The sequence below is a fragment of the Caviibacterium pharyngocola genome (assembly GCF_002795405.1).
Lineage (GTDB): Bacteria > Pseudomonadota > Gammaproteobacteria > Enterobacterales > Pasteurellaceae > Caviibacterium > Caviibacterium pharyngocola.
Genome location: NZ_PHGZ01000028.1, coordinates 37212 through 61485, shown reverse-complemented (window position 1 = coordinate 61485; position 24274 = coordinate 37212). Strand labels below are relative to the sequence as shown.

The window sequence follows — 24274 nt, the reverse complement described above, 5'->3', positions numbered from 1 at the left end:
TTTTATCCGCGCCCGCCACTTCCATTTTTTGCAATTCGCCGAAAGTGCGCGTTTTATCGCCGTCAGTGGAACGGGTATAAGACAACAAGCTTTTTGCTTTTTTATCGCCGTCGCCCGCAGTTAAATCGGATTCTTCCGTTTCGGTAAAGCTTTCTGAGATTTCATCCGTCAACCAACCTAACACATCAATAGACGAAAAATCTAAGATTTCTTGTGTGGTTTTCGGGTAGGCATAAATCGAATTTAACGGAATGCTGACCTCATTTAATTTCGGTGTATTAGTGCCGGTGCGTGCCTGACCTTCTTCACCGTGATTAATCACCGCGCCACCGGCGGAAACCAATTTTTTATATTCTTTCGCTCCCACCGGCAAACGCACCACATTACAAATCTGACGCATAACGCTGTCGTCGGTTAAGCGCGTCATTACTTGCTTGTCTAATTGCGGGATAACGGTATAGCCACCGTCATCTTTTACGGTAGTCGAAAGGGTAGAACGCAATTCGCCGGTTTTAATATAATGACGTAATTCGTCATTGTTATATTTCGGCTTGCGATTGGTTTCCACCGGTTCGCCTGCTTGTGCGCGCTGTTCATCGGCAACCGCCTCATAACGATCAATATCTGCATTAAGTGCGGTGACTTTATTGCGCATTTCGGTAAATTGCGCGTTTTCTTCTTCGCTTAAACTGCGGTTTTCGGTTTCCGCTTTCGCAAGCATTGCGCGCATATCTTCGGTTAATTTCGCCTTTTGTTGACGGAGTTCTAACAATTTTTTAAACATAATTTTTTAATCCTATTGCGTGTTATTCTTGATCATAAGTGCGTTTTTCGCCGTAACAAATCGAATACGTCAACATTGACGCCACCCAGATAGCGCCCTCGCTGTCATATTCATAGTTATATTGGCGATTCGGTGTGACAAGACGGATATGTTGATAACCGGTGAACTTGATCAGACTGTCGATCTGTTCGGCAATCTGGTCGAGTTTTTCTTCACCTTCATAGATAGGCAAATAAATACCGATATTCAGATCGCCCGTCCATTCCGTCGTACCTAGCGCCACGGCGTCACAATTTAAATCATCAAGAAACACCACAATCGCCGGCACTTGTTCCGCAATATTTGAAAAAAACGCGCGCCCATTAAAAAAATGTTCTACACCTTCCACATTGCGAGAAAGTAACGACAAAATTTCTTTTCTGACTTCATTATGAATTAGCACAAATAACCCCTTGATTTTCATCTTAATTAAGACGGCTAGAGTTAGCCCATATCACAATATAAGCACATCAAGAAACAATGCAATAGGCTATTTTTTAATCGTTTAGATACGTTTGGCGGCGTTAGGTTGTTTTTGTTTGATTGCTTGTTTTTTGTTCAAATACATTCAAGATAGGTTTTTTTAACTATTCACTTAATATCACTTATCCACTTATTAGATACTGTATTATTCACTTATCTTTTTTCTTTTAAAATCAAAAAGATAAATATAATAAGTAAGTAATAAGTGAATAAGTGACTAATTTTTTGAAAAAAAACGGTAAAATTTAAGAAAAGAAAAAAAGGGATATAAAAAAGCCGGCTAAGGTGCCGGCGGTTGATAAGATTTTTCGCATTGTTCGATATAGTCCCCCCATACTTGCATTACTTTTCTACGTTGTTCAAGATAGTCAGAACGGTTGTAGGCTTTCCGCACTTGATCTTTGATACCGTGCGACAAACAAGCCTCAACGGCATCCGGAGAAAGAAACGGTTCATATTCATTAAGATATGTACTACCGATAGAACGGAGTCCGTGTCCTGTCAATAAATTTTTATATCCTAATTTAGTTAATATCTTATTTATGTTTTGCTTTGATGAAGTATTATCTTTAGCTCTAGAACTATAAAAAACAAAGGTTTCATCTTGTTTGTAGGTTTTTAGAATTTCAATAATTCTTAAAACCTGTGTAGAAAGTGGAATAGTGAATTTTTTTCTTGTTTTCATTCGCTCCGCCGGAACTGTCCACGTTTTTTTGTCAAAATCAAATTCCGACCATTTGGCGCCGCTACTTTCTACTGTTCTTGTTAGCGTTAATAGCGTGAATTTCATCAGGCAACGATTAAATAAATTTGACGTTGAGTTATTAATTTTATAAATCAATTCGGGAACTTCTTCCGGTCGAATAGTCGGATTAGGCTTACTTTTTTCAAAGGTAAAAACTTCTTTTACATTTGAACACGGATTAAATGTCAGTAAACCATAATTGACGGCATAGTTTAGAATTTCATTAATTAAACGTATGGTTCGTTTGAGCGTATCGCTCTTATCTTGTAATGGATTTAGCATATCTATAACGACTTTTGGCAAAATTTCAGAAACCGGCATTTCACCCAATACAGGAAAAACATAAGTTTCTAATCTGCGCCAATTCTTTTTTAACGTCAGTTCTTCAATTTCGCGCGCTTTCTTTAACTTCCATTTCTCGGCGACGGAAATAAATAGATCTTCTTGCTGTTTTTGTTCGGCTTGTTTTATCTGGTCGCGGTGTACTTGCGGATCGATACCTTGTGCCAATAATGCGCGGTATTCTTCGCGTTTCTCGCGCGCTTGGGCGAGTGTAATTTCTGGATAAGTACCTAACGTTATTTTTGTTCGTTTTTTAGAAATTGGTCTTAAATAATTAAATCGCCACGATTTAGCGCCACTGGGAAGAATTAATAAAAAAAGTCCATTGCCGTCGGTAAGGGTTATATCCTTTTCTTGTGGCTTCGCTTTTTTGATTTCTGTATCTGTTAGCTGTTTAGTGATTTTAGGCATATTGCACCACCTTGAAAGAAATTTATGTAACCACGAAAACTAAATAATAGCAGATTTATTTTTGTGGTTACATCAGTGGTTACAAAAATTTGCGATTAGCGCCGTTTAGCGGCGTTAAACTATGATAAGAGAAATTCGTAAAAAGCTTGAATTTACTAGAAAAAACAAAGTCTTGCGTTAAGTTATGCAAGGCTTTGTTTAGTCAACTGGTGCTCTGAGCGAGACTTGAACTCGCACGTCCTATGGACACTACCCCCTCAAGATAGCGTGTCTACCAATTCCACCATCAGAGCAAAATTCGGGATAAATTAGTTTTTATTGCGGAATATCGCTATTTTTGTTTTCAAGTGCCGGAGCGGTCGGTTGTTGTTGCTGAATTTGCTCCGCAGCTTGAGATAAATCATCGAATGTTCCTTTTTGAACGTTATTACGATGAGAATTGATATTACCGATCGCAAGGCTGACAACAAAGAAGATTGTCGCCAAAACGGCTGTTGTACGCGATAAGAAGTTGCCAGCGCCTGCCGAACCGAATACCGTACCTGAAGCGCCGCCACCGAATGATGCGCCGGCATTTGCGCCTTTACCTTGTTGAATCAAAATAAAGCCGATAAGTGCGATAGATACTAGTAAGTAAATAATTAACAGTGCTTGATACATTTATATTCTTCCGCTTGAACTACAAAATTTAACGTGCGGATATTATCGAATATCCGCGTGCTGTGCAAGTGATTTTCGCGAGATTCTTGTTGATTGTTGTAAATTCGCACAATCATTTTTTACGTTTTTTTGACCGCACTTTTTCGGCGCGGCGCTTTTGCCTTAGGCGTATTTGCGTTATCTCTCGCCAATCGACTTAAATTGCGCAATGCATCAAAATTCATATAGCGAATCAGTTCGGGTAAAGATTGAATGAGTGTTGCCATAAATTGTTGGTAACCCGCTTGTTTACGGCTGATACTGTCTAACTGCGCTTCCCAATGCGCAGTCATATCCGGTAATGTCGCTACATCCGGCAAGGCTTGAATCAAAATGCGTCCGGCTTCGGTGCTGTGAATATTTTTGCCTTTTTTATATAAAAAGCCGCGTTTAAACAAAAGCTCGATAATTCCCGCGCGCGTAGCTTCCGTGCCTAATCCGTCGGTTTCGCGCAGGATCTTTTTCAGTTCTTTATCTTGCACGAAACGCGCAATGCCTGTCATTGCGGAAAGCAACGTTGCGTCGGTGAAGGGCTTCGGCGGTTGTGTTTTTTTACTCAGAATTTCGCCTTTTTCACACCACAGCATTTGCCCTTTCTTCAAAATCGGCAATAGCGGTTCTTGACCTTCTTCCTCATCTTCTTTGCCCCACAGTTGTTTCCAACCGGCGGTTTGTAAATTGCGCGCTTGTGCGATAAATGTGCCGCCGGCAATTTTTAAGGTAATTTTACTTTTACGATATTCCGCATCGGGACAAAATTGCAGCAAATATTGTCGCGCAATAAGTTGATAAATATTAAATTCTGCGTGATTTAATGCGATCGGTTTGTTTTTTGCCGTCGGAATAATAGCGTGGTGCGCCTCGACTTTTTTATCGTTCCAGCAACGATTTTTGATCGTCGTATCCAGAATATCGGGCTGCGGTTGATAAGCCTGAATTTGCGCGGAAACGGCATTTAACACGTTATGTCGTTCGGCGAAATGTTCTTCGGGCAAATAGCGGCAATCGGAACGCGGATAGGTAATCAACTTATGGGTTTCGTACAAACGCTGGCAAATATCCAACACTTCTTGCGCCGACATTCCGTAGCGTTTTGCCGCATCGATCTGTAAAGCGGAAAGGGAATAGGGCAGCGGTGCGGTTTCTTTTTCTCGTTTATCCGAATAATCGGTGACTTCCGCCGGTTGTTGGGTAATGCGTTTGACCACATTTTCCGCCAACGCGCGCGAAAGCACTCTGCCGTCGTCATCTTGATAATCTTCGCAGGCTTTACTCGGCTGCCAAAGTGCGGTGAATTTTTGCGGCGTTTCTTCTTGTGTTTGCACGAAAGCTTGCACTTCAAAGAAATCTTTCGGTTGAAAATGTTCGATTTCCGTGTCACGGCGGACAATCAAGCCCAGCACGGGCGTTTGGACGCGTCCGACCGAAAGTACGCCGTCATATCCCGCTTGTCTGCCGCGAATGGTGTAGGCGCGGGTCATATTAATGCCGTATAGCCAATCTGCACGGGCGCGGGCGAGTGCGGAGGTGGCGAGCGGGATAAAGTTTTGATTCGGTTGAAGTTTATTCACCGCTTTCGTCACCGCGTTCGGATTTAAATCGCTGATTAAACAACGTTGAATCGAAGCGCGTTTTTCCGCGCTCAAATTCGCATAGCTGAACACTTCGTCAACCAAAAGTTGCCCTTCGCGATCCGGGTCGCCCGCATTTACCAATTCATCCGCGCGGTGAATCAAATCGACGACGATATCCAGTTGTTTTTTCACTTCTTTACGCGGAATTAATTGCCATTTTTCCGGAACGATCGGCAAATGTTCCAAACGCCATTGCTTAAAACGCGGGTCATAGGCATCCGGTTCCGCTTGTTCCAGCAAATGCCCGACGCACCACGTCACCACATCCTTATCGCCGCATTTGATAAAACCCTCGCCGCGGTGGTGCGGTTTGGGCAAAACATCGGCAATGGCGCGGGCTAAACTGGGTTTTTCGGCTATAAATAATCGCATAGAAAACGGGTTAATCGGGTAAATCAAGTGCGCAATTCTAGCATATTTAAAAATTTTTCGCTAAAATGCTCCGGTTTATTAACTAATATGGAAAAAGAATTATGTTTGGAAAAGGCGGCTTAGGCAACTTAATGAAACAAGCGCAACAAATGCAAGATCGTATGCAAAAAATGCAAGAAGAAATTGCACAGTTGGAAGTCACCGGCGAATCTGGCGCCGGTTTGGTAAAAATTACAATTAACGGCGCACATAATTGCCGCCGTATCGACATCGATCCGTCATTAATGGAAGATGACAAAGAAATGTTGGAAGATCTGATTGCGGCGGCGTTTAACGACGCGGTTCGTCGTGCGGAAGAATTGCAAAAAGAAAAAATGGCGTCCGTCACGGCGGGAATGTCATTACCGCCGGGCTTTAAAATGCCGTTCTAAAATCAATCCGTTTTCGACCGCACTTTTTCACTTAAAGTGCGGTTTATTTTCATATCGTTTCGAAAAATTATGCAAACCAGTCCTTTATTAGAATATTTAATTGAAAATTTGCGTTGTTTACCCGGCGTCGGACCGAAATCCGCGCAACGAATGGCATATCATTTATTACAGCGGGATCGTCGCGGCGGGATGGATCTTGCGCGCGCCTTAACCGATGCAATGTCGAAAATCGGACATTGTTCTCATTGTCGAACCTTTACCGAAGAAGAAACTTGCACGATTTGCAATAATCCGCGCCGTCAAAACAGTGGTTTGCTTTGCGTTGTCGAACAGCCTTCGGACATTCAAGCCATTGAGCAAACCGGACAATTTTCCGGACGCTATTTTGTGTTAATGGGGCATTTATCGCCGCTAGACGGTATCGGGCCGCGTGAAATCGGCTTGGATCTGTTGCAAAAACGCTTGGAATCCGAACATTTCGAAGAAGTGATTTTAGCCACTAATCCGACAGTGGAAGGCGACGCTACGGCAAATTACATCGCCGAATTGTGTTTGCAACAAGGTATTAAAGCCAGCCGAATTGCGCACGGTATTCCTGTCGGCGGCGAGTTGGAAGCAGTGGACGGTACCACATTGACACATTCGTTTTTAGGGCGACGGGAAATGCATTATTAAACGAATAAATTAAGAAAAGAAAAAAGCTAGTGCAAACATCTTTGGGGGAAAGATTGTGGGGGAACGCACTAGCTTTTTTGTTTTTACTACTACTCACAAAACGATTTCATTATATACTTAATTATATAATGATCAAGAAGATAATTTAGCTTAGACAAATTTTTGTTAAAATGACCGCACTTATTAAAGCAGCGAAGGTTATTTTAGGCGTTAAACGTTAAGTCGCAGAAAGAAAAAAGGGAGCGTTGATTCGCTCCCGATTTGTTTATTTTGCCGTTTGATTGATCAAAAATTGCGTCAGCAAACCGACCGGACGCCCAGTCGCGCCTTTATCGGCGCCTTGCAGCCACGCGGTACCCGCGATATCCAAATGCGCCCAAGGGTAATTTGAGGTAAAGTTGGATAAAAATGCACCGGCAGTAATCGCGCCGCCCCAACGTCCGCCGATATTGGCTAAATCGGCGAAATTCGATTTAAGCTGTTCTTGATATTCTTCGCTTAACGGCAAACGCCAAGCTTTATCCGTCGTTTGTTCCGCCGCGCGCAACAAGGATTGCGCCAAAGTTTCGTCCGTTGAAATCAATCCGCTGTTATGTTGACCTAGCGCAACGACGCACGCGCCGGTTAAGGTAGCGATGTCGATGACGTATTCCGGCTCGAAACGTTCGCAATAGGTTAACGCGTCGCATAGCACTAAACGACCTTCCGCGTCGGTATTTAAGACTTCTACGGTCAAGCCCGCCATTGTGGTTAAAATATCGCCCGGACGATAAGCGTTGCCGTCGGGTAAATTTTCACATCCGGCTAAAACGCCGATGACGTTCAGCGGCAATGCCAAATCGGCAATCGCCCGCATTACGCCGAGCACTGCCGCCGCGCCGCACATATCGTATTTCATTTCGTCCATACTATCCGCCGGTTTTAGTGAAATACCGCCGGCATCGAAGGTTAAACCTTTACCGACCAAAACGATAGGCTTGGCTTGCGGATTCAGGTGATTGCGGTAGTTAATGATCGACATTTTCGCTTCGTTATGACTGCCTTGCGAAACGCTGAGATAAGCGTTCATTCCCAGCTCGCGCATTTCCGTTTCACCGATAATTTGGGTCTGAATGAACGAAGAATTTTGTGCCAAGTCCAGCGCTTGCTGCGCTAAATAGGCGGGATTACACACATTCGGCGGGCAATTTGCGGTATCTTTTGCTAAACGAACGCCCGCAGCAACGGCTTCGCCGTGGCGGACAGCTTGTTTTGCAGCGTCCGTTTCGCTGTCGTTAGCGTAAAATACGATTTCTTTCAATGCTAAAGCCGTGCCGCTTTTTTTTGCTTTTAAATTGTTCGAAGCTGTAAAGGCTTTCTTCGCTTGTTTCCACCGCAAAGCGAATCGCCCAATAAGCGTCGCGATTATCGGGATGAATTTCGCTTAAATAATTGACCGCACTTTTTGCTTTGGTGGTTTTAACCGTCTCAATGGTTTTGCGGAGAAGTTTTTTGTATTCGCGTTCGTTTAATTTTTCACGCTTGCCACAGCCGACCACAAATATGCGCTCGGCATTGATGTTCGGTATATTGCGCAAAACGCAAACTTGTCCTGCTTTGCCTTCGATTTCGCCGCTTTTCATCAAACCTGTCAAATAGCCTTGGCTGAGCTCGTCCAATCGAGCCGCTGCGTTTGATAATGTGTTATCTTCAAATACACCGATAATCGGATTGTTATCCGCTGCCGAAAGTGCGGTGCTTTTTACAGTATATTTCATCTTCGCCTCACTAATTTACTGCTTTAAATCCAAAAATACGTTATGATACATCATTCAAAAATAGGTTTAGCCGCCCTGTCAAATGAAGGAAAAAGATAAGCGAAAGCTATCTGTTTTCCGTGACGATTTTATAAGAATAAGCCGAAGGGCTTTGGCTAAATCTCGAATTAAACTACCCGCTTTTCGCGAAAAAGCAAGAAATTTATAGGCGATAATGTGATTTTAACCCGATATTTGACAAAAGAAGTATTTAAGAGCCAAATCTCTATTTTGTTTATTTTATTATTGATTTTTTTCTGCCAGCAATTAGTCCGCGTATTGGGATCGGCGGCGAACGGCAAAGTGCCTGCGGATTTAGTGTTGTCCTTATTAACGCTCGGAATGCCGACAATGGCGCAATTAATGCTGCCGTTATGTTTGTTTATTGCGATTTTGCTCACCTTCGGACGCCTTTATGCGGAAAGTGAAATTACCGTAATGCGCGCCTGCGGCGTCGGTCAGCGCATTTTGGTTCGCGTTGCTTTATTGCTTTCCGTGTTAACTGCCGGATTAGCGGCTTACAACGCCTTATCTTTATCACCTTGGGCAATTCAAAAACAAGCACAAATCGTCGAAGATGCGAAAGCGAATCCGACAATGGGCGCGTTGGCGGCGGGGCAATTCATCAGCACGGCAAATAACGAATTCGTGTTGTTTATTAATGAAATCAAAAATAACAGCATTAATGACGTGTATTTGTTCCAAATGAAGACTAAGAAAAATGAAAAACCATCGGTGATTGTGGCGGAAAGCGGAAAATTGCAAGCTTTGCCGAACGGCGATCAAATTTTGAATTTGCAAAATAGTCAGCGTGTGGAGGGCAGTGCGGTTTTACCGGATTTTCGCATTACGCATTTCGATGAATATCAAGCGTATTTAGGTTATCAACCGACGGATACGGCAACAGGTGAAGTGGAAGCCGCCTCATTCGGCGAATTGCTGCAAGCCAAAACACCGGCGGCAAAAGCAGAATTGCATTGGCGTTTGACTTTAATTTTTGCCGTGCCGTTAATGGCGTTGATTGCTGTTCCGCTCAGCAGCGTGAATCCGCGTCAAGGCAGATTCGCTAAAATTTTACCCGCACTTTTGCTGTATTTAATTTATTTTCTGCTGCAAAGTTCCTTTAAATCCGCCGGTGCAGCGGGCAAACTAGATGCTTCGCTTTTAATGCCGTTAGTTAACATCGGATTTTTATTATTAGGTATTATTTTGAACGGATGGAACAGCGCGTTTATGTATAAACTTCGTCACTTATTCCGTGCGCCGTCTTTAGCGAAAGGAGCCACAAAATGATGAATACGCTGGATCGTTATATCGGTAAAAGCATTTTAGGCGCGATTTTTGTGACTTTGCTAACCTTGGTCGGTTTGTCGGGCATTATTAAATTCGTCGAGCAGTTCCGCAGCGTCGGCAAAGGAACCTATGATGTGCTTCAAGCGGTGTTGTTTACCGTGCTCACCGTGCCGAAAGATATCGAAACGTTCTTCCCGATGGCGGCGTTGCTCGGCGCATTAATCGCCTTGGGCAATTTGGCAAGTCGCAGCGAATTGGTGGTAATGCAATCCGCCGGTTTTTCTCGCTTAAAAATCGGCTTAGCCGTGATGAAAACCGCCTTGCCGTTGGTATTAATTACAATGATTATTGGCGAGTGGGGGATTCCGCAAACCGAACAATTCGCCCGCGATATGCGCTCGAAAGCTATTTCCGGCGGATCATTGTTATCCGTACAAAACGGCGTGTGGGCGAAAGACGGTAACGATTTTATCTATGTCAGACAAATCACCGACGACATTAAATTAAAAGATATTTATATTTACAGCTTTGATGACAACCGTAAATTGCAGCAAGTCAGCCACGCCAATCAAGCGGTGTTTGAGCAAGGTAAATGGATTTTAAACAAAATTAACCGTTCGCAAATTTCGTCGGAGCAAATTCAAACTACGAACAAGGTGAAAGACGAATGGAAAACCGGATTAACGCCGGATAAATTGGGCATTGTGTCGCTTAAACCGACATCGCTTTCCATTTCGGGCTTATCCGACTATATCGCGTTTATGAAGGAAACCGGACAAGATTCCAAACGTTTTGAGTTGACGTATTGGCGAAAACTGTTCCAACCGATTTCCGTCGGCGTAATGATGCTATTGGCGCTATCGTTTATTTTCGGCCCGTTACGCAGCGTAACCGCCGGTGCCAGAATCGTCACAGGGATTTGCTTCGGCTTTCTGTTTTATGTGGTTAACGAAATCTTCGGCCCGCTCAGTTTGGTATATAACATCCCGCCGATTGCCGGCGCATTAATGCCGAGCGTGCTGTTTATTATCATTACTTGGTGGTTACTTAGCCGAAAACGCAATTAAAATTCACCGCACTTTGAGAGAAAAAACTTCAAGTGCGGTTAGTTTTTTAAACGTTTTGTCGAAAATTAAAACAAACAAATTAAAAATGATAATTTCCGCTTGCAAGCCGCAAGGATAACCGTATAATACACCGCATTGAGAACATCTATTAATGCTTGCCTGAGTGGCGAAATTGGTAGACGCAGTTGATTCAAAATCAACCGCCTTCGGGTGTGCCGGTTCGAGTCCGGCCTTAGGCACCAATAATAGATGAACTTAAAAAATCAAACCGCTCGACCGAGCGGTTTTTTGTTATCTGAAATCTAGTAAAATCAATAGCTTAGCGTTAATTGCGTTAGCTCTTGCCTTGAAAATAATCATAAAACACTGTATATTAAACCAGTTATTTACAGCTCAAAAATGATCTGAAAAGATCACCTAACGGAGTTTTTTGCACAAAATTGCACAATAATTTGCACAATTATTGAGGTGAGTATTATGGCGACATTGACTAGACAAATAAGCGGTTGGCGGGTTCAGATTCGCAAGAAAGGCGTTTACAAATCAGGTACATTTCGCACAAAAGCTGAAGCACAAGCTTGGGCGAATAAAATTGAAAGCGAAATTAATGCCGGGCTTTATTCGGATATTCCTAATATCACTTTTGCTGATTTAATAGATAAATACATTAAAGAAATTACGCTCCATAAAAGAGGCAAACGGGAAGAAACATTACGGCTCACTCGCCTGGCTGCAATGGATATTGGAAGAATCAAACTTGCCGATTTAACCGAAGATGATTTTAGACAATGGCGTGATGAACGATTGGCAAAAGTCAAGCCGGCAAGTGTATTGAGAGAATGGAATACTATTTCAAATTTGATGAATGTTGCCGTTGAAGAATGGAAATATCTTAAAGTCAATCACCTAAAAGCCGTTAAAAAGCCGAAAACACCGGAGGAGCGCACAAGACGTTATACCGATGATGAAATTGAACGCCTGACTTATGTTTCCGGCTATGACTTTAATCATCTGCCGCTTACTGTGCAAAGTCGAGTTGGTGCGGCAATGTTGTTTGCAATCGAAACAGCAATGCGCGCCGGCGAAATCTGCAACGCAACGTGGCGGGACTACAATCCCGAAAAAAGAATATTGAATATTCCGATAACCAAAAACGGCTATGCCCGAACCGTGCCGTTATCTTTTGCCGCGCTAAAAATTATTAATCATCTGGCGCTAGTTCGTACCGATAAGGATGACCGAATTTTTCAAATTAATTCGGCGTCGCTTGATACGACATTTCGAAAGCTGAAAGAAAGGGCCGGACTTGCCGACGCAGATTTACATTTTCACGACACCCGCCGCGAAGCGCTTAGCCGCTTATCAAAAAAAGTAGAGGTGATGACATTAGCAAAAATATCCGGACATAGAGACATTAAAATTTTACTGAATACTTATTATGTGCCGGATATGTCGGAAGTAGCGGATTTATTGGGATAACAAAAAAAGCGGTCAACCCGCTTTTTTAATTAAATGCCTTGTCGTCTGCGCATATATCGCACCACTTCGCCGGCGAACCAACGCGGCTTATTGGTCGGTTTGTTCGGGTCCCGTTGTGACGGGATTAATACCGGTTTGGGAAAATAGGGCGCAGCAACCAACGTTTGAATCTGGCGAACATCAAATTTAGAATATTCGGCAATATCTTTCATTGACCAAAGCTCCACGCTTTTTTCATCGATTCCGGTATATTTATTTATACGTTCTAGCAATGCACGCACCGCTTGCAGCTCCTGTAATACGTTTTCGCTTACTATTCCTGTCACTTTTTGCCTCCTCTTATCAATATATTATTCCTGAAAATTTTCCACTGAAATAACCCGACTTTTATTAACATAACGGATTTTCTCGCCTATCATACTATTATAACGACTACCAAAAACCTTAATTTTTAACCGACCATTCGGCATATTTTTTATAATATTACAGTACATCAGGTAATAAATACGGCTGTTACCTAACTGATGCTTACACTTAAGATAATATTTGCCTTCCCATTGTTCCGGGGCATTTCCTTTATAGATTCTATATATCATTTAATGTTCCTCCGAGTTGGTTATCTTATTTCCTTCAAGAATCTCCACTTCCCAACCATTCCAACGAATCGAATAGCCGGCAACAATATCAACCGAATGTCCTCGAAGTAACCGACAAAGTCGATAATCCGTAATCCAACGCGACGGAATATGCCGTAGTTCTAACGAAAATTTTAATTTTTCCAGTTCTTCGGCGTTATTTCTCAAAAATTCGCTAATATTGTTTATTTTTTGTTCCGTACAGTTATTGACAGAACTCCAAGGCGACCTATGGTCGCTATTTTTTGACGCCTCGCTCCGCTCGCCGTTATCTTGGGATAAAAGCGATTTCTTAACTAATTGATACACTTTTGTACGCGTTAAGATTGTGCGCAACTCGGCGGCTTTTTGATTAAAAAAACCAATAATTTTTCGGCTTACCTCCCCGTATTGATTAGGTTTGCGGTCTTCATAAGACGCGCGCGCCAATAACTGATCACGAGCAATAACCGGGCCGCCTTGCAATAAGGTATATTCCGCCCAATCGCCTTTGTCCGCCGCCTCAACTAATTTTGTTAAGTCCTCGTCGCCCTCAACTACGCCGCCGCGTTTACGACGTAATTCGCGCCAAACCGTCACTGGCGAACCGCCGATTTGTTGGAATTGGCGAATACGCCATTTAGCCGCCCACGCAGAAACATTTTTAGACATATCTTTCAAACTTTCGCCCGTTTCCTCGTCTTTATCATCGTTACACGCATAGCCGTCGATATTTTTGGCGATATATTTTGCAATATAACCTGTTGCGGAACCCTTATCCCAATCGATAGCTTTTGCCGTAAAACGGTGTTCTTCCGCGCCTTTTTCGTCCCCGTCTTCTTCCAATGCGTAACGACGAAAAGTTTCGCGCACGGTTTGCACCGCATCTTGCGGCATAAATAGCAATAAATGCCAGTGCGGCGTGCCGTCGTGGTGCGGCTCGACAACTCGGAAACCAAACGGGCGAATACCTTTGCGCGCAAGGGACGCACGGATTTTTGCAAACACATTACACAAATAGGCTTGCGTGTCTTTCGGGTTAGAAAAATTCCAATTTTTAACGAATCCGCCGCTATTGTGTACAGCGTGATAGCTACTCGGCGCGGTTAACGTATAAAATTCACCGGCATACTCCAAATGTTTTGCCACTTCTTCAAACCCTCGCATACGCACCATTAATTCACACCGACGGATTGCCGGATTCGAGACTGTTTTATAAAACATATCTTCCAGTTCAATCATTTCGCCGTCTTCATCAATTAATGCCATTTGCTTAATAAATTCACGGTTTTTGCGCTTTTGTAAACGCCATTCGGCAATCGCCTCACGGCTGGCATAAGGTGAGGCTTTACGCTGCACTTGACCGACCGCAATCATTAAATGTTCGCGAATGCGCGAACGAATTGTAGATAACTGACCGAACCACCATTTTTCGCAACGCATTTTTTCAATAGCAATATTAACGCGTTCTTCATTCAATAAGCCTTTTTTAAACGCCTCATAAAATGGCGGTGTAACCCCTTTCATATCCGTGTAATATGCCATTTTCTGATAAAGTGCGGTGAAAATACGGTCGATTTCTACCTCGGATTGCAACGGCTCGGTGCGATTTTTAATATATTTATCTTCAAATTGATAAATCATCTCTTGTAATTCATCGGCAAACGCCTTAGAAAAATTTTCCACGTCGCAGAGGGAAAATTCATCTAAACCGACTGCTTTATGCAATACTTTTGCGCCTTTAATCACCCCGAAGGTATAAACCGAGCCAGCCGGTTTATTGACATTAACGGTGATCGGATAACGTTTCATCACACCTTCGACGCGTGATAAAACGCCCTTATCCATTGTTTCGCGCAACCAAGTGTTCGCCGCGAAACGTCCTTCTTTGCGAAATGTTCGTATATAACGTTTAACGAAATATTTGCTTAAATAATCAGGCAACCCGCTGATATAGCCGTTTGCAAACGGAAAGGCTTCTTCATTAAAATTAAACAATTCGAACTGATTCGGCGTTAAACCGGTCGGGCTCGGCTTATTCACGACTTGCGGCGATAACTGGCGCACCGGTTCGCGCGCCAATTTTTCCGCAATCGCCTGATCGCGTTCAATTTCCCAATTCATTACGGCAGACATAACGACATCCTAAAAATTCGGTTGTTCCAAATGGGCTAAATAGTCACTGTGTAAACCGAACCATTCCTTCGTTTTATCACAAGTGCCAGTGATCACATCTTTTACTTCGGTTAATGCCAATGCCTCATATTCTTCTAGCGCAAAATAATTAACTTCATCCAAAACACCTTGTAATGTTTTGTGAATACGCCCGATTTTGCGCAGTTTCGGCTTGCGTAGTCCATCGTTTTGATGTGTCACTTCAACCAACTGAAAACCGATATCTAATTTCAAAATCTGTAATTCTGAACCACAATCTAAACAAATCACCATTATTATTCCCCTCGACATTCACTTAATTCAATTTGATAAGTTCCCATACTTTCATCAAAAATATTGCCTTGTTCATCAACCGGATTGACATATAACTGAATCATTTCGGGTTCATTTCTTGCAGGCAACATTAAAAAACAACACAAACACCAACGGCGACCAAAATCGTCCTGACACATCACCTTGCGGGCTTGGGTATATTTAAAATCGTCCCGCTTTTGTTTTTTAATTTCTGCTAAAAATAGTGCTTTAAGATAAGGGTCGTACATTACACCGCTACATACCATATGCTTAACAATATCGGTCATTATTTTCCCCTTTAAGCATTATCAACGGTACTTCAGCGGATCCGACAAAAAAGTTAACCACTTTTCCGTCAACGACGGGATAAACCGATAAAAATACTCTGTCGGTTGAACCTTTTTTGAAAACATAAACGCACCATTGTCTATCTATGCAATCCTCACAAAAGACCGTTATTACTTCGCCGTTGGCTAATTCATCGGCATTGATTTGAGTTACCTTGTCTAAAATTAGATGCTGACAATAGTCATCACACATCACACCGCTTTCACGTAAATTGTTATTACACTTAAACATCGTTATTCTCCCCAACGGTCAATGATGATTAAAATCCAAGTTATTAGCCCCAAAACAGCGCTAAAAACCACCGTACTTAATATAAATAAATCTAATTGCATTTACGCTATCCTTTTAAAATCATTCGTTACCATCGGCGCATCAAAAAACGGCACCATACCCTTTGCCACAAAAATAAATAGTGCAATTTGCGTGCGTACCTCAAGGCTATATTCCAACAAATTATTTTTCGGCTCAAAGCCAAGCAGTTTTGCCAACGCAATATTTCTTTGCGGATATTTTTTTACAAAATTGCGATATTGCCGCACGGCATTATTCGCCGTTTCTTGATTGAGTTCAGACCAAAACGTGCGTAGCATTTTTGCACCGGTTAGCCCCTGATACTTGCCTTGTTGCATTTCGGCAAGGAGTTCAGCGGCTAAATCGGCTTGTTGAGCTCGCATTCGTTGTAATTCGTTTTGACTGTTCATCACGCCGTTACCTTCGGTTTAATCGTTAACGCCCTAAAAATTGCCAAAAAACCGTTAAAAAACGACGAATCACACCCTGTTTTTTAAACGGCGGTTGTTTTGCCAACACAATAGGTTCTAATTCCGACAAGCGTTTAGCCAGCACTTCGCGGTCAAACATTTCGATTTCGTTGAGTTTGGCTTGGTGCGCATTAATTCGCTGTTGGTGTTTAAGTAAGCGTTCTAAATGGCTTACGCGTTTTTCCAAACGGAATACGTTCACTTTATTTTTTTGTTTAATCATTGTTCAAATCCTTAAATTTTGGTTGCAAAAATCCCGCCTATTGATTTTTCACAATCGGCAAGGGTTAAATTTATTGATGAAATGGCTTGAATTAAGCCTCAAAAATCTCTAACTGATTCGGATCAATATGCTTAAACGGCTTATTGGCTTTTAATGCCTCCGGTTGTTCCGTAAAAACCGGTGTTCGCAGATTAACAATTTCCGAAAGCACCTTCTGCTTTGATAAACAGGTCAAACAGACACATTCAGATTCAACGGTTTGTTGCGTTACTGCTTTTGATGTACGAATATTTAAATTACTCGAACCGCAGTTTAAACATTTGATATTGATACTTGCCATTTATCCCCCTAGTTTCCAAAAACTGCTTTAATTTTTCGGCAGATAAGATGCCATAATTTATTATTAGCACCCTCAACTGGAACGCAAACATTCTTAATTTCGGATAAAATTTTTTGCTTTGACAAACAGGTCAAACAAACACATTCAGATTCAACGGTTTGCATTGTTATTCTTTTTGATGTCCGAATATTTAAATTTGACGAACCGCAGTTTAAACATTTGATATTGATAGTTGCCATTTACTCCCCCAAACCTCGTAATTCATTGCGCATTTTGCATAATGCGTTAATATAGTCTTCACCCTTTTTAATCACTTCAGGAAAACCTAACAATGAATTTAAATGAATATGATACAGACGCTCGTGCTGACGAGTTAACTCTTGAAGAACGTCTTGAATTACTGGAAGAACAGAACTTTGACCTTTCTCAACTGCTGATTCGTCAAGATTATCAACTGGCTGCAACGCAAGCGATTTTAAAAACGCTTTTGACATTGCTTTCTGAGCGCGCCATTCTGCCAAGCAGCGACGTGCAGCGGCAAGTGATTTATCAACTTTCACAACTGGCGCAGCAGAGTGATAATCCGACCCTTTCGGAAGAATTTGGACAGATAGCCGAACAATTCTTTCCGGATTCGGCGCATTAACTTTAATTAACCCCGCTTGTTCGGGGTTTAATTTTCTTTTACATTTGCATTGACACATACACACACCTAATTAACCCAATCTTCAATCTGTTTTTTGAAACTTTTCTTCATTTCTTGATATTGCGCAAATTTCATATCACCTTTAACCAGTAAACTGGTTTGCATTAACAAAGAATGAATGAGATTACAATTTAATTTCACCAACAAAGGACGATAAACTGATGAATACAGAAATTGAACCGTTTGACAGTCTCTACCACTATCCACTGACAAAAAGTCAAGCACCGCTAGAAAGTCTGCTTGAAGTTGCGCAAAAGAGACATTCAAACGATCCATACTTTGCACTGCTTCAAAGCATTGTTTTGGGTCTTGTTGATAATTGCGATCCACAACTCGATACAAAGCAAGCCACTGTTCAGCTTTATCAATTCTTGTTAAATCTAAACCCTTATTGGGGGCGTGAAGTGGAGAATTTTCTGCGCAAACATTTTGCTTACTGTCTTGAAAATCGCCGTTTCCAAGAAGTTGTTGAACTCGATTTGCTGTATCAGCAAGCAACCAAAAATTCTCCATACCGCAGCGAACTTCCGCTTGTTGATTTATGTCAACTGCCCACGGCATATAAGCACGCTCACCGCGAAGGTCTGCAACATCTTGGGCTTGATAAGCTTTAAAGCTTGCCCAATCGCCCACATCGGTTACTTCTTTTAGCCTTGCTTCATCAAGGCTTTTTTCGTTACACATACACACCACCATTTATTTAATCTGTTTCTTCCAGCTCGTTAAGCAATTCTTCGGCGGTAACCTGTCCGTTCGTTGCTTTCACTATTTTATTGATATATTTAGCGGAAATTCCGCCCCCGTTTAACCATTTGTTGACGCTTTGTTGGCTAACATTACAAGCGATTGCTAAAGCGGTTTGAGAACCGCAGATTTCAATAACCTTTTCAAGTGCAGTTTTCAAAAAATCACCCCTTAAACAAGTTTGACTGTACCCTTATCTATAAAATAACAAAAAAAACTGTTAAATACAACACTTTTTGTTGTTTTAATTTATTAAACTTTAGTTGTAAAATGTTAATAAATACAATTTTGCAAGGAGTTTTTATGGAAACTTTAGCTGAAAGATTACGTTCTGTGATGAGCGATAAAGGTGTAACACAACAAAAATTGGCAGATGCCATAGGAATTACACAACAATCTGTAAATAAAATTGTAACCGGCGAAACAAGACAACCTAAAAATATTCTTGAAATAGCAAAATTTTTAGATGTTAGTCCCGAATGGCTAAAATCCGGCACAGGTGAAGAACCCAAAGAAAACAACAAAGGACTAAACCTATATCAATCCGAACCCGATGACGATCACACCCACCGCATAGATTTATATGATTACCACTTAGCCGCAGGGCACGGATTGATTAACGCCGACTATCCCGACACGATTTCCAGTATTTGGTTCACCCAAGAAGGTATGGGAAAAATCGTAGGACGTACCCACACAGACGGTATTTGTATTTTCAAGGTGCCGACCGACAGTATGGAGCCGACTATATCCGCAAAAGATTTGGTATTTATTGATACGAATATTAGAAGTTATATCGGTGAAGGTATTTATGCTTTTAGGCTTAACGGAGAAGATTATATTAAACGCCTACAACGAACCCCTAGCGGTATTATGTATGCCTTAAGTGATAATCAAAAATACCGTGACATTGAGATTACAGAAGAACTATTCGACACAGCAGAAATAATCGGTAAATTTATTCGTGTCGTGCCAATTAATCCGAGAGATTTGTAATAACTAAACTTTCAACTATCAACAAAGGAAAACAAAATGAAATACGAATACAAAATGGTTCAAGCAGCACCGCATATTATTGCTCAAAAGAAAAATATTCAAACTGCTGCAGCAGATTATTTACAAGATCTCGTTAATGAATATGCTCAGCAAGGTTGGGAATTTTTCCGCATTGATGATTTTTCAACTGAAGAAGCTCAAGGATGTTTTTCCGGCGGTAAAACAACGGCAAGAACACATAAAGTAATTACATTTAGACGTGAAGTAGCTTAATGGTTTGGCTTAGCATTCAATTTATATTGCTTTATCAACGGCTTGCACCGAATAAAATTCGTGATGCTTGCCGTTTTGAGCCCAGCTGTTCTAATTATGCCATTTTAGCCTTAAAAAAATATGGATTTTTAAAAGGCTGGAAAATGACGTTAAATCGTTTAAATAGGTGCAAATTTCCCAATAGCGGGGAAGATTATCCATAAATTATGGTTCTGACAGATAACATGGAACCAACTATTGCGGCGAGACACTGCAGAAATAATCGGCAAATTTATTCGTGTGGTGCCGATTAATCCGAGAGATTTGTAGAATTATTTTAATTCCATAGGTTAGATTTTATGGCGACAATGGGCTTTTGGGCAATATTTATAATTTATACTTATTCTATTCCTGTTTGGCTTAAGCTTAAAAAACAATATTCATATTGGACTAGCGTTCCATATGGATTATTTGCTGGATTGTCGTTAGGCGGAATTATGGGGATAGAAATAGATAAAGGTAATATTCTTATTCCTGCTATTTTAGGTGTTATCTCCTTGGTTTTCTTTGGGGTTGTTGATGACTTAAAGAAAAACAAATCATCAACAACATCAACCAGTACGCCTACTGTCAAAAATAAACAGTTCACGTCTACGTCTCCAGCTCCCAAACCTAGCTTACAAGATGAGATTAATACGTTAAAAAGTTGGGGTAAAAATTCATCTGCTACGATAGTGAAGAATACCCAAGCTATAAATAAAACTAACAACGAAATAAAAATTGAACGTCAAACATCCAACCCAATAATTTTCTTTACTTATGAAAATGCACAAGGCGATGTATCAGATCGTGAAGTTCGTATTAATTTCGTTGATACCGCTTATATTCAAGGTTTTTGCTATTCTGCTCGTGATACTCGGACATTTCGTTTAGATCGTATTATTGGCAAAATTGAACAAGACGGTGAATATTATTCAGTTAAGAAATGGCTTGAAACACAAGGAATAAAAAAACATTCAAAGAAATCCACAAACTCTAAATCCAAACCCAAATCTAAAAATTCAGCCGGTTTAGAAATACATTTCACAGGTTTTACCAAAAAACTTAAAGGAGAACTTGAAGCACTTGCTGATAACGCAAATTTTATCGTTCGCCGAACTGTTACAAAAAACTTAAATTTTTTAGTAACCGGTGATAATGCCGGACCGTCCAAAATAGATAAAGCGATTAATGCCGGAGCTATTTTGCTTAATGAAGATGAATTTAGAGAAATGTTAGATACAGGGGAGATACCTTATAATGAATAAAATCATTTTATTTATCACCGCACTTTCCCTTGCTTTGCCTGTTTCGGCAAAGCAAAAATACAGTTGCGACGACCCAATTCCTTATTGTAAAAATATGGAATCTTGTGAACAGGCGAAATTTTATCTTAACCAATGCGGCGAATCTCGATTAGACCGAGACGGCGACGGCGTGCCTTGTGAGAATATTTGTAAAAAGTGACCTTTAAATTATGAATACATTAACAGGATTGAATGACTTCGCTATAGAAAATGCATTATCTACAAAAATAAGAAAATGGACTGAATTCACAAAACCAGTTAATTTAGATACTTTAAACTATTCCCTAAAGTTAGCTGAAATAAATAGATCCCTAGGTTTAGGAATAAGTAATACAAACACTATTAATAGTCTTTTGCAGCTAGAAATAGATAGAAAAAGATATTTAGATGATCTTAGAAAGGCTATAGAAATCGGTCATTCTATCAATTCTTTTTCCAAACTAGGTGATATTATAGACAAATCGATAAATATCATTTCTCAATCTGAATTAAATAAGTATAAATTTTTCAATAAATTTCAGAGTTCTGTCAATGATTTAAGTTTATTTAATATTAACAAATCAATCTTACTAGGCAATATTACAGGAAAATCACTCGGATCTGTTTTACAAGCTGAATTAAATAAACATAATGAATTGCTTAATTCTTTAAACGAATTTATTACTCTAAAAGAATCAGTAAAAATTCAAGATAGTTTAAGTATTCAAATAGAAGATGAATTGGATATTCAACCGGGGAAAGAACAACAAATTAGCATTGATATTCTAACCGGCAAAGAAACTGATAATAATTTACTAGATAAACAACAATATAATCTTATTGAAAAGATTGATACATTATTATCAATTATCTGCAATGTTTTAGGTATTATTACATTTATTACTGGAGCACTAAACATTAATATTCCTGAATATATCTTACGAAATCCAATAACAATTCTCGATGCAACAGAACATCTAATGCAGATATGTTCAGATTTACCGGATATGCAACAACATAGGGCATTTAGTGTGCGTATTGTTGATACACAAGAACTTAAATTACGCAAATACGATAATAAAAATGCTGAAATACTGGCAACATTAGAAAACGGGAAAATTATTTGCGTATTAAAAGAACCTAAAGATAACGCTCGCTGGCTCCTAGTTAGTGCAAAACTGGAAAATGGTGAAACAGTCAAAGGTTATGTTTATCGGAAATATACTAAGCAAATTTCGCTTTAGTATAATAGACATTGACAATAAGAATAATTAGAGTAATTTTGTAAGTTTAATTTATGATGCCTTAAGTTTTTTAACGATAAGGCATATTATGAAAACAGTCACAATCAATCAATTATTGAGCAGTATTGAACATTATTATTTAATGCAAAAGATATATTGCAATCTTAAATTCCTAAGTATATTCATTCCGCAGTTGATTTCTATTTTTATATCGAATGTTAATCTAACATATATCAAGATTATGCTGATTGTATTAGCGTTTATGGGATTCTTTATTTTTGCCTATCTTGAAAGGAAAGAAAGAAGAAAATTAGAAAAATTATTGTCAGTTCGTTCAAAAAGCCCTTAAAGGGCTTTATTTTTATCCTTCACTATTTATATCCAACTCCAATTCCAGCGCCGTAGTAAAGCCGCCGTCCGAAATATTATGCGTAACGCGGCTGACAATCCAGCCTGCGCCGTCAATCATTGGTTTAAATCCGCTTAATACAACCGGCGTTTCTGGAATGAGTTCCGGTTCGCCGTTTGCCAGTGTTAGCGAGAATGTGGCGACACCGCGTTTGATTTTATTAAACGCAGATTTTGCGCCGTTAATGGCGGAAGATTCCGTGCTATAGGTGTGGCGTAATGTCTTAATTTGCGCGCTATCGGTTTCAATCGGTTTTGGTTGTTCTAATACGCGATAGGCTTTTTTACTTAAGCGCCGTCCTTTCACCGTGCCGTTTTTTAAGGTGCGTCCTTTTGTCATTCTTTGTTTTCGTATAATTTTAGTATTGGCGTCAAACAACACTTCACCGCGCTTGCCTGTGTTTGTGTCGTGCCAATATGCGCGCACGGCTTTGTAATTATCGCTTTCAGCAATGGAAAATTGATAATTGTCACCGGATTGGCGAGTGATTTGAAACGGCGGAATAGGTTTGCCGGAGCCTGTTTCTCCCGTGCCTGTCGGGATAAAAAGTAAAGTTTCGTTTTTCACCGTTGCAATGGCGTCATAGCGTTCGGACAATCGCGTGAGTAAATTAATATCGCTTTCGTTGGTTTGGTCAATGTGGTCGATCACTTGATTACGATATATCGCGCCGACAAGTGCGTTTAGCTTGTTTTCTTTGGCAATTTGTTCGACAAGTGCGCTCAATTTAATATGATGAAACGAGCGTTCTTTTTGCTCGCTTAACGAGCCTTTTAAATCCGCACTTCGCGCACGAATATTTACTTTATCCGGTGCGCCGCTAAATTGGACTTCGTCAACCAGATAGCGCCCTTTATCAATCAATGGCGCACCTTGCCAGCCGATCGCCACCGTAATAACGGCATTGCGAGGCGGTAAGGCAAGTTTGCCGTCGTGATCACTTAGTTCAAGGTCTATCATATCCGCTTCGAATCCGCGATTATCCGCCAGTGACAGATTAATAAATCGTTCGTTGACCAGTGTCGTGATGTCTTTTTGTCGATTGTCTTTGGTGATGACGGTAATTTTGAATTGCGGCGTGCGGTGATTGGTAGCGATAAAGGATTCAAACATTACATCATCCCCATTATTTCTTCCGCGACAGCGATTAAAGACGGGTCGTCGGTGCGTTTTAACTGGAGCGTGAAATCAATTAATCGTGGTGCGCCGTCGCCGAATAATTCCGTGCGTTCTTCGTGGATGTTTTCAATCACATAGAATCCCATTAATAAAAAATTACCGTCGATTAATGGAAATGCGCCGCCGCTATCGCCCATTAAGCGGAGTGCGGCAATACTTAAGGTCCCGCCGGTGATTTCCGGTGCTAATCGACAAGATAATGTGATACTGTCGCTTTCTTTGCCGGTAAATTGAGTTTTCGGCATACCGCCGACAATGCTGTTGGTCGGATGCCGCCAAGCGGTATCGCGCGATAAGCTTTGAAAGGGGATAGTGCGTTGAGTAAACACAAACATTCCGAGCGCGGCGAGGGCGAAATTTTGTATAGTCATCATAACCACCTAAAAAAAGTGCGGTCGTTTTTTATCTATTTTC

At 40.9% G+C, this 24274-nt stretch carries 28 protein-coding genes, 2 tRNA genes and 2 pseudogenes; 13 read left to right on the top strand and 19 right to left on the bottom strand.

The features are described 5' to 3' along the window. From CVP04_RS10955 to CVP04_RS10930, 6 genes are all read right to left on the bottom strand, one after another. On the bottom strand, positions 1-784 hold a 784-nt coding region (locus CVP04_RS10955), incomplete at its 3' end, for a phage major capsid protein (RefSeq protein WP_100297553.1). Between the two features lie 22 nt (positions 785-806). Next, positions 807-1226, bottom strand: a complete 420-nt coding sequence (gpU, locus tag CVP04_RS10950) for a phage tail terminator protein (protein WP_165772795.1) — start codon at positions 1224-1226, stop codon at positions 807-809. A gap of 360 nt (positions 1227-1586) precedes the next feature. Continuing rightward, on the bottom strand, positions 1587-2804 hold the full coding sequence (locus CVP04_RS10945) for a tyrosine-type recombinase/integrase (protein WP_100297551.1): 1218 nt from the start codon (positions 2802-2804) through the stop codon (positions 1587-1589). Positions 2805-3011: 207 nt separating this feature from the next. Beyond that, a tRNA-Leu gene (locus tag CVP04_RS10940) sits at positions 3012-3097 on the bottom strand. 22 nt (positions 3098-3119) lie between these two features. Further along, complete coding sequence (gene secG, locus CVP04_RS10935; protein ID WP_100297550.1) at positions 3120-3464, bottom strand: preprotein translocase subunit SecG; 345 nt, start codon at positions 3462-3464, stop codon at positions 3120-3122. Between the two features lie 119 nt (positions 3465-3583). Continuing rightward, the gene (locus tag CVP04_RS10930; RefSeq protein WP_100297549.1) at positions 3584-5509 is read right to left on the bottom strand and encodes a DNA topoisomerase III; all 1926 of its coding nucleotides are present in this window, start codon (positions 5507-5509) and stop codon (positions 3584-3586) included. 101 nt (positions 5510-5610) lie between these two features. Here CVP04_RS10930 and CVP04_RS10925 point away from each other — a divergent pair, with 101 nt between their 5' ends. Both CVP04_RS10925 and recR read left to right on the top strand, forming a co-directional pair. Next, positions 5611-5940, top strand: coding sequence for a YbaB/EbfC family nucleoid-associated protein (locus tag CVP04_RS10925; RefSeq protein WP_100297548.1), 330 nt, complete (start codon positions 5611-5613; stop codon positions 5938-5940). A 69-nt stretch (positions 5941-6009) separates the two neighbouring features. Further along, positions 6010-6615: a recombination mediator RecR gene (recR, locus tag CVP04_RS10920; protein ID WP_100297547.1), complete on the top strand. Its 606-nt coding sequence runs from the start codon at positions 6010-6012 to the stop codon at positions 6613-6615. 265 nt (positions 6616-6880) lie between these two features. Here the strand turns inward: recR and CVP04_RS10915 are convergent. Next, positions 6881-8372 (bottom strand): annotated as a pseudogene (locus CVP04_RS10915) (leucyl aminopeptidase). Positions 8373-8588: 216 nt separating this feature from the next. On the opposite strand from CVP04_RS10915, the gene lptF reads away from it, so the two are divergent. The 4 genes from lptF (at position 8589) to CVP04_RS10895 (ending at position 12250) form a co-directional block, all read left to right on the top strand. After that, positions 8589-9704, top strand: coding sequence for an LPS export ABC transporter permease LptF (lptF, locus tag CVP04_RS10910; RefSeq protein ID WP_100297546.1), 1116 nt, complete (start codon positions 8589-8591; stop codon positions 9702-9704). Then, entirely contained in the window at positions 9701-10771 is a 1071-nt protein-coding gene (lptG, locus tag CVP04_RS10905) for an LPS export ABC transporter permease LptG (RefSeq protein ID WP_100297545.1), read from the top strand. Before lptF ends, lptG begins: the two co-directional genes overlap by 4 nt. Positions 10772-10928: 157 nt before the next feature. Then, a tRNA-Leu gene (locus CVP04_RS10900) sits at positions 10929-11013 on the top strand. Positions 11014-11248: 235 nt separating this feature from the next. Beyond that, positions 11249-12250 (top strand): tyrosine-type recombinase/integrase, encoded by a 1002-nt coding sequence (locus CVP04_RS10895; RefSeq protein ID WP_100297544.1) that lies wholly within the window; start codon positions 11249-11251, stop codon positions 12248-12250. A 29-nt stretch (positions 12251-12279) separates the two neighbouring features. On the opposite strand, the gene CVP04_RS10890 is transcribed toward CVP04_RS10895, so the two are convergent. The 8 genes from CVP04_RS10890 to CVP04_RS10850 form a co-directional block, all read right to left on the bottom strand. After that, positions 12280-12576 (bottom strand): hypothetical protein, encoded by a 297-nt coding sequence (locus tag CVP04_RS10890; protein ID WP_100297543.1) that lies wholly within the window; start codon positions 12574-12576, stop codon positions 12280-12282. Between the two features lie 270 nt (positions 12577-12846). Next, on the bottom strand, positions 12847-15000 hold the full coding sequence (locus CVP04_RS10880; RefSeq protein ID WP_100297541.1) for a replication endonuclease: 2154 nt from the start codon (positions 14998-15000) through the stop codon (positions 12847-12849). A 9-nt stretch (positions 15001-15009) separates the two neighbouring features. Further along, a complete protein-coding gene (locus CVP04_RS10875) occupies positions 15010-15312 on the bottom strand; it encodes a hypothetical protein (protein WP_100297540.1) in 303 nt (100 codons plus the stop codon). 2 nt (positions 15313-15314) lie between these two features. After that, positions 15315-15620: a hypothetical protein gene (locus tag CVP04_RS10870; protein WP_100297539.1), complete on the bottom strand. Its 306-nt coding sequence runs from the start codon at positions 15618-15620 to the stop codon at positions 15315-15317. Continuing rightward, positions 15604-15912 carry a hypothetical protein gene (locus tag CVP04_RS10865; RefSeq protein ID WP_100297538.1) on the bottom strand — a complete coding sequence of 103 codons (309 nt, stop codon included), beginning with the start codon at positions 15910-15912 and terminating at the stop codon, positions 15604-15606. The genes CVP04_RS10870 and CVP04_RS10865 overlap by 17 nt, the downstream gene beginning before the upstream one ends. Before the next feature lie 101 nt (positions 15913-16013). Further along, positions 16014-16382 (bottom strand): hypothetical protein, encoded by a 369-nt coding sequence (locus CVP04_RS10860; protein WP_100297537.1) that lies wholly within the window; start codon positions 16380-16382, stop codon positions 16014-16016. Between the two features lie 25 nt (positions 16383-16407). Further along, the gene (locus tag CVP04_RS10855; protein ID WP_100297536.1) at positions 16408-16665 is read right to left on the bottom strand and encodes a hypothetical protein; all 258 of its coding nucleotides are present in this window, start codon (positions 16663-16665) and stop codon (positions 16408-16410) included. Positions 16666-16756: 91 nt separating this feature from the next. Next, entirely contained in the window at positions 16757-17005 is a 249-nt protein-coding gene (locus tag CVP04_RS10850; RefSeq protein WP_100297535.1) for a hypothetical protein, read from the bottom strand. Between the two features lie 331 nt (positions 17006-17336). Between CVP04_RS10850 and CVP04_RS10845 the strand changes: the two genes are divergently transcribed. Beyond that, positions 17337-17651 carry a hypothetical protein gene (locus CVP04_RS10845; protein WP_100297534.1) on the top strand — a complete coding sequence of 105 codons (315 nt, stop codon included), beginning with the start codon at positions 17337-17339 and terminating at the stop codon, positions 17649-17651. 66 nt (positions 17652-17717) lie between these two features. On the opposite strand, the gene CVP04_RS10840 is transcribed toward CVP04_RS10845, so the two are convergent. Further along, the gene (locus CVP04_RS10840; protein ID WP_100297533.1) at positions 17718-18395 is read right to left on the bottom strand and encodes a hypothetical protein; all 678 of its coding nucleotides are present in this window, start codon (positions 18393-18395) and stop codon (positions 17718-17720) included. A 16-nt stretch (positions 18396-18411) separates the two neighbouring features. After that, a complete protein-coding gene (locus CVP04_RS10835) occupies positions 18412-18615 on the bottom strand; it encodes a transcriptional regulator (RefSeq protein ID WP_100297532.1) in 204 nt (67 codons plus the stop codon). A gap of 143 nt (positions 18616-18758) precedes the next feature. Between CVP04_RS10835 and CVP04_RS10830 the strand changes: the two genes are divergently transcribed. From CVP04_RS10830 to CVP04_RS10805, 6 genes and pseudogenes are all read left to right on the top strand, one after another. Continuing rightward, positions 18759-19451 (top strand): XRE family transcriptional regulator, encoded by a 693-nt coding sequence (locus CVP04_RS10830; RefSeq protein ID WP_100297531.1) that lies wholly within the window; start codon positions 18759-18761, stop codon positions 19449-19451. Positions 19452-19487: 36 nt separating this feature from the next. Then, complete coding sequence (locus tag CVP04_RS10825; RefSeq protein WP_100297530.1) at positions 19488-19724, top strand: DUF4177 domain-containing protein; 237 nt, start codon at positions 19488-19490, stop codon at positions 19722-19724. Beyond that, positions 19724-19927, top strand: a complete 204-nt coding sequence (gene yidD / locus CVP04_RS10820) for a membrane protein insertion efficiency factor YidD (protein WP_100297529.1) — start codon at positions 19724-19726, stop codon at positions 19925-19927. The genes CVP04_RS10825 and yidD overlap by 1 nt, the downstream gene beginning before the upstream one ends. Positions 19928-20062: 135 nt before the next feature. Beyond that, positions 20063-21010 carry a BRCT domain-containing protein gene (locus CVP04_RS10815; RefSeq protein WP_100297528.1) on the top strand — a complete coding sequence of 316 codons (948 nt, stop codon included), beginning with the start codon at positions 20063-20065 and terminating at the stop codon, positions 21008-21010. Then, positions 21003-21206: pseudogene (locus tag CVP04_RS10810) on the top strand (excalibur calcium-binding domain-containing protein); the annotation flags it as partial. The gene CVP04_RS10815 and the pseudogene CVP04_RS10810, both read left to right, overlap by 8 nt. A gap of 13 nt (positions 21207-21219) precedes the next feature. Then, positions 21220-22272, top strand: coding sequence for an SH3 domain-containing protein (locus CVP04_RS10805; protein WP_100297526.1), 1053 nt, complete (start codon positions 21220-21222; stop codon positions 22270-22272). 361 nt (positions 22273-22633) lie between these two features. On the opposite strand, the gene CVP04_RS10795 is transcribed toward CVP04_RS10805, so the two are convergent. Both CVP04_RS10795 and CVP04_RS10790 read right to left on the bottom strand, forming a co-directional pair. Further along, positions 22634-23794, bottom strand: coding sequence for a phage late control D family protein (locus tag CVP04_RS10795; protein WP_100297524.1), 1161 nt, complete (start codon positions 23792-23794; stop codon positions 22634-22636). Next, positions 23794-24231: a phage tail protein gene (locus CVP04_RS10790; RefSeq protein ID WP_100297523.1), complete on the bottom strand. Its 438-nt coding sequence runs from the start codon at positions 24229-24231 to the stop codon at positions 23794-23796. The genes CVP04_RS10795 and CVP04_RS10790 overlap by 1 nt, the downstream gene beginning before the upstream one ends. Positions 24232-24274 lie beyond the last annotated feature (43 nt).

Bases quoted from the DNA above. Each gene is read 5' to 3' on its own strand.
- secG (WP_100297550.1), bottom strand. From the start codon at position 3,464: ATGTATCAAGCACTGTTAATTATTTACTTACTAGTATCTATCGCACTT.
- CVP04_RS10860 (WP_100297537.1), bottom strand. From the start codon at position 16,382: ATGAACAGTCAAAACGAATTACAACGAATGCGAGCTCAACAAGCCGAT.
- recR (WP_100297547.1), top strand. From the start codon at position 6,010: ATGCAAACCAGTCCTTTATTAGAATATTTAATTGAAAATTTGCGTTGT.
- CVP04_RS10845 (WP_100297534.1), top strand. From the start codon at position 17,337: ATGAATTTAAATGAATATGATACAGACGCTCGTGCTGACGAGTTAACT.
- CVP04_RS10945 (WP_100297551.1), bottom strand. From the start codon at position 2,804: ATGCCTAAAATCACTAAACAGCTAACAGATACAGAAATCAAAAAAGCG.
- lptG (WP_100297545.1), top strand. From the start codon at position 9,701: ATGATGAATACGCTGGATCGTTATATCGGTAAAAGCATTTTAGGCGCG.
- CVP04_RS10840 (WP_100297533.1), bottom strand. From the start codon at position 18,395: ATGTGTAACGAAAAAAGCCTTGATGAAGCAAGGCTAAAAGAAGTAACC.
- CVP04_RS10875 (WP_100297540.1), bottom strand. From the start codon at position 15,312: ATGGTGATTTGTTTAGATTGTGGTTCAGAATTACAGATTTTGAAATTA.
- CVP04_RS10850 (WP_100297535.1), bottom strand. From the start codon at position 17,005: ATGGCAAGTATCAATATCAAATGTTTAAACTGCGGTTCGAGTAATTTA.
- CVP04_RS10855 (WP_100297536.1), bottom strand. From the start codon at position 16,665: ATGATTAAACAAAAAAATAAAGTGAACGTATTCCGTTTGGAAAAACGC.
- CVP04_RS10805 (WP_100297526.1), top strand. From the start codon at position 21,220: ATGAATACATTAACAGGATTGAATGACTTCGCTATAGAAAATGCATTA.
- CVP04_RS10830 (WP_100297531.1), top strand. From the start codon at position 18,759: ATGGAAACTTTAGCTGAAAGATTACGTTCTGTGATGAGCGATAAAGGT.
- CVP04_RS10930 (WP_100297549.1), bottom strand. From the start codon at position 5,509: ATGCGATTATTTATAGCCGAAAAACCCAGTTTAGCCCGCGCCATTGCC.
- CVP04_RS10790 (WP_100297523.1), bottom strand. From the start codon at position 24,231: ATGACTATACAAAATTTCGCCCTCGCCGCGCTCGGAATGTTTGTGTTT.
- CVP04_RS10925 (WP_100297548.1), top strand. From the start codon at position 5,611: ATGTTTGGAAAAGGCGGCTTAGGCAACTTAATGAAACAAGCGCAACAA.
- CVP04_RS10795 (WP_100297524.1), bottom strand. From the start codon at position 23,794: ATGTTTGAATCCTTTATCGCTACCAATCACCGCACGCCGCAATTCAAA.
- CVP04_RS10825 (WP_100297530.1), top strand. From the start codon at position 19,488: ATGAAATACGAATACAAAATGGTTCAAGCAGCACCGCATATTATTGCT.
- CVP04_RS10880 (WP_100297541.1), bottom strand. From the start codon at position 15,000: ATGTCTGCCGTAATGAATTGGGAAATTGAACGCGATCAGGCGATTGCG.
- CVP04_RS10895 (WP_100297544.1), top strand. From the start codon at position 11,249: ATGGCGACATTGACTAGACAAATAAGCGGTTGGCGGGTTCAGATTCGC.
- CVP04_RS10865 (WP_100297538.1), bottom strand. From the start codon at position 15,912: ATGTTTAAGTGTAATAACAATTTACGTGAAAGCGGTGTGATGTGTGAT.
- CVP04_RS10815 (WP_100297528.1), top strand. From the start codon at position 20,063: ATGGCGACAATGGGCTTTTGGGCAATATTTATAATTTATACTTATTCT.
- yidD (WP_100297529.1), top strand. From the start codon at position 19,724: ATGGTTTGGCTTAGCATTCAATTTATATTGCTTTATCAACGGCTTGCA.
- CVP04_RS10870 (WP_100297539.1), bottom strand. From the start codon at position 15,620: ATGACCGATATTGTTAAGCATATGGTATGTAGCGGTGTAATGTACGAC.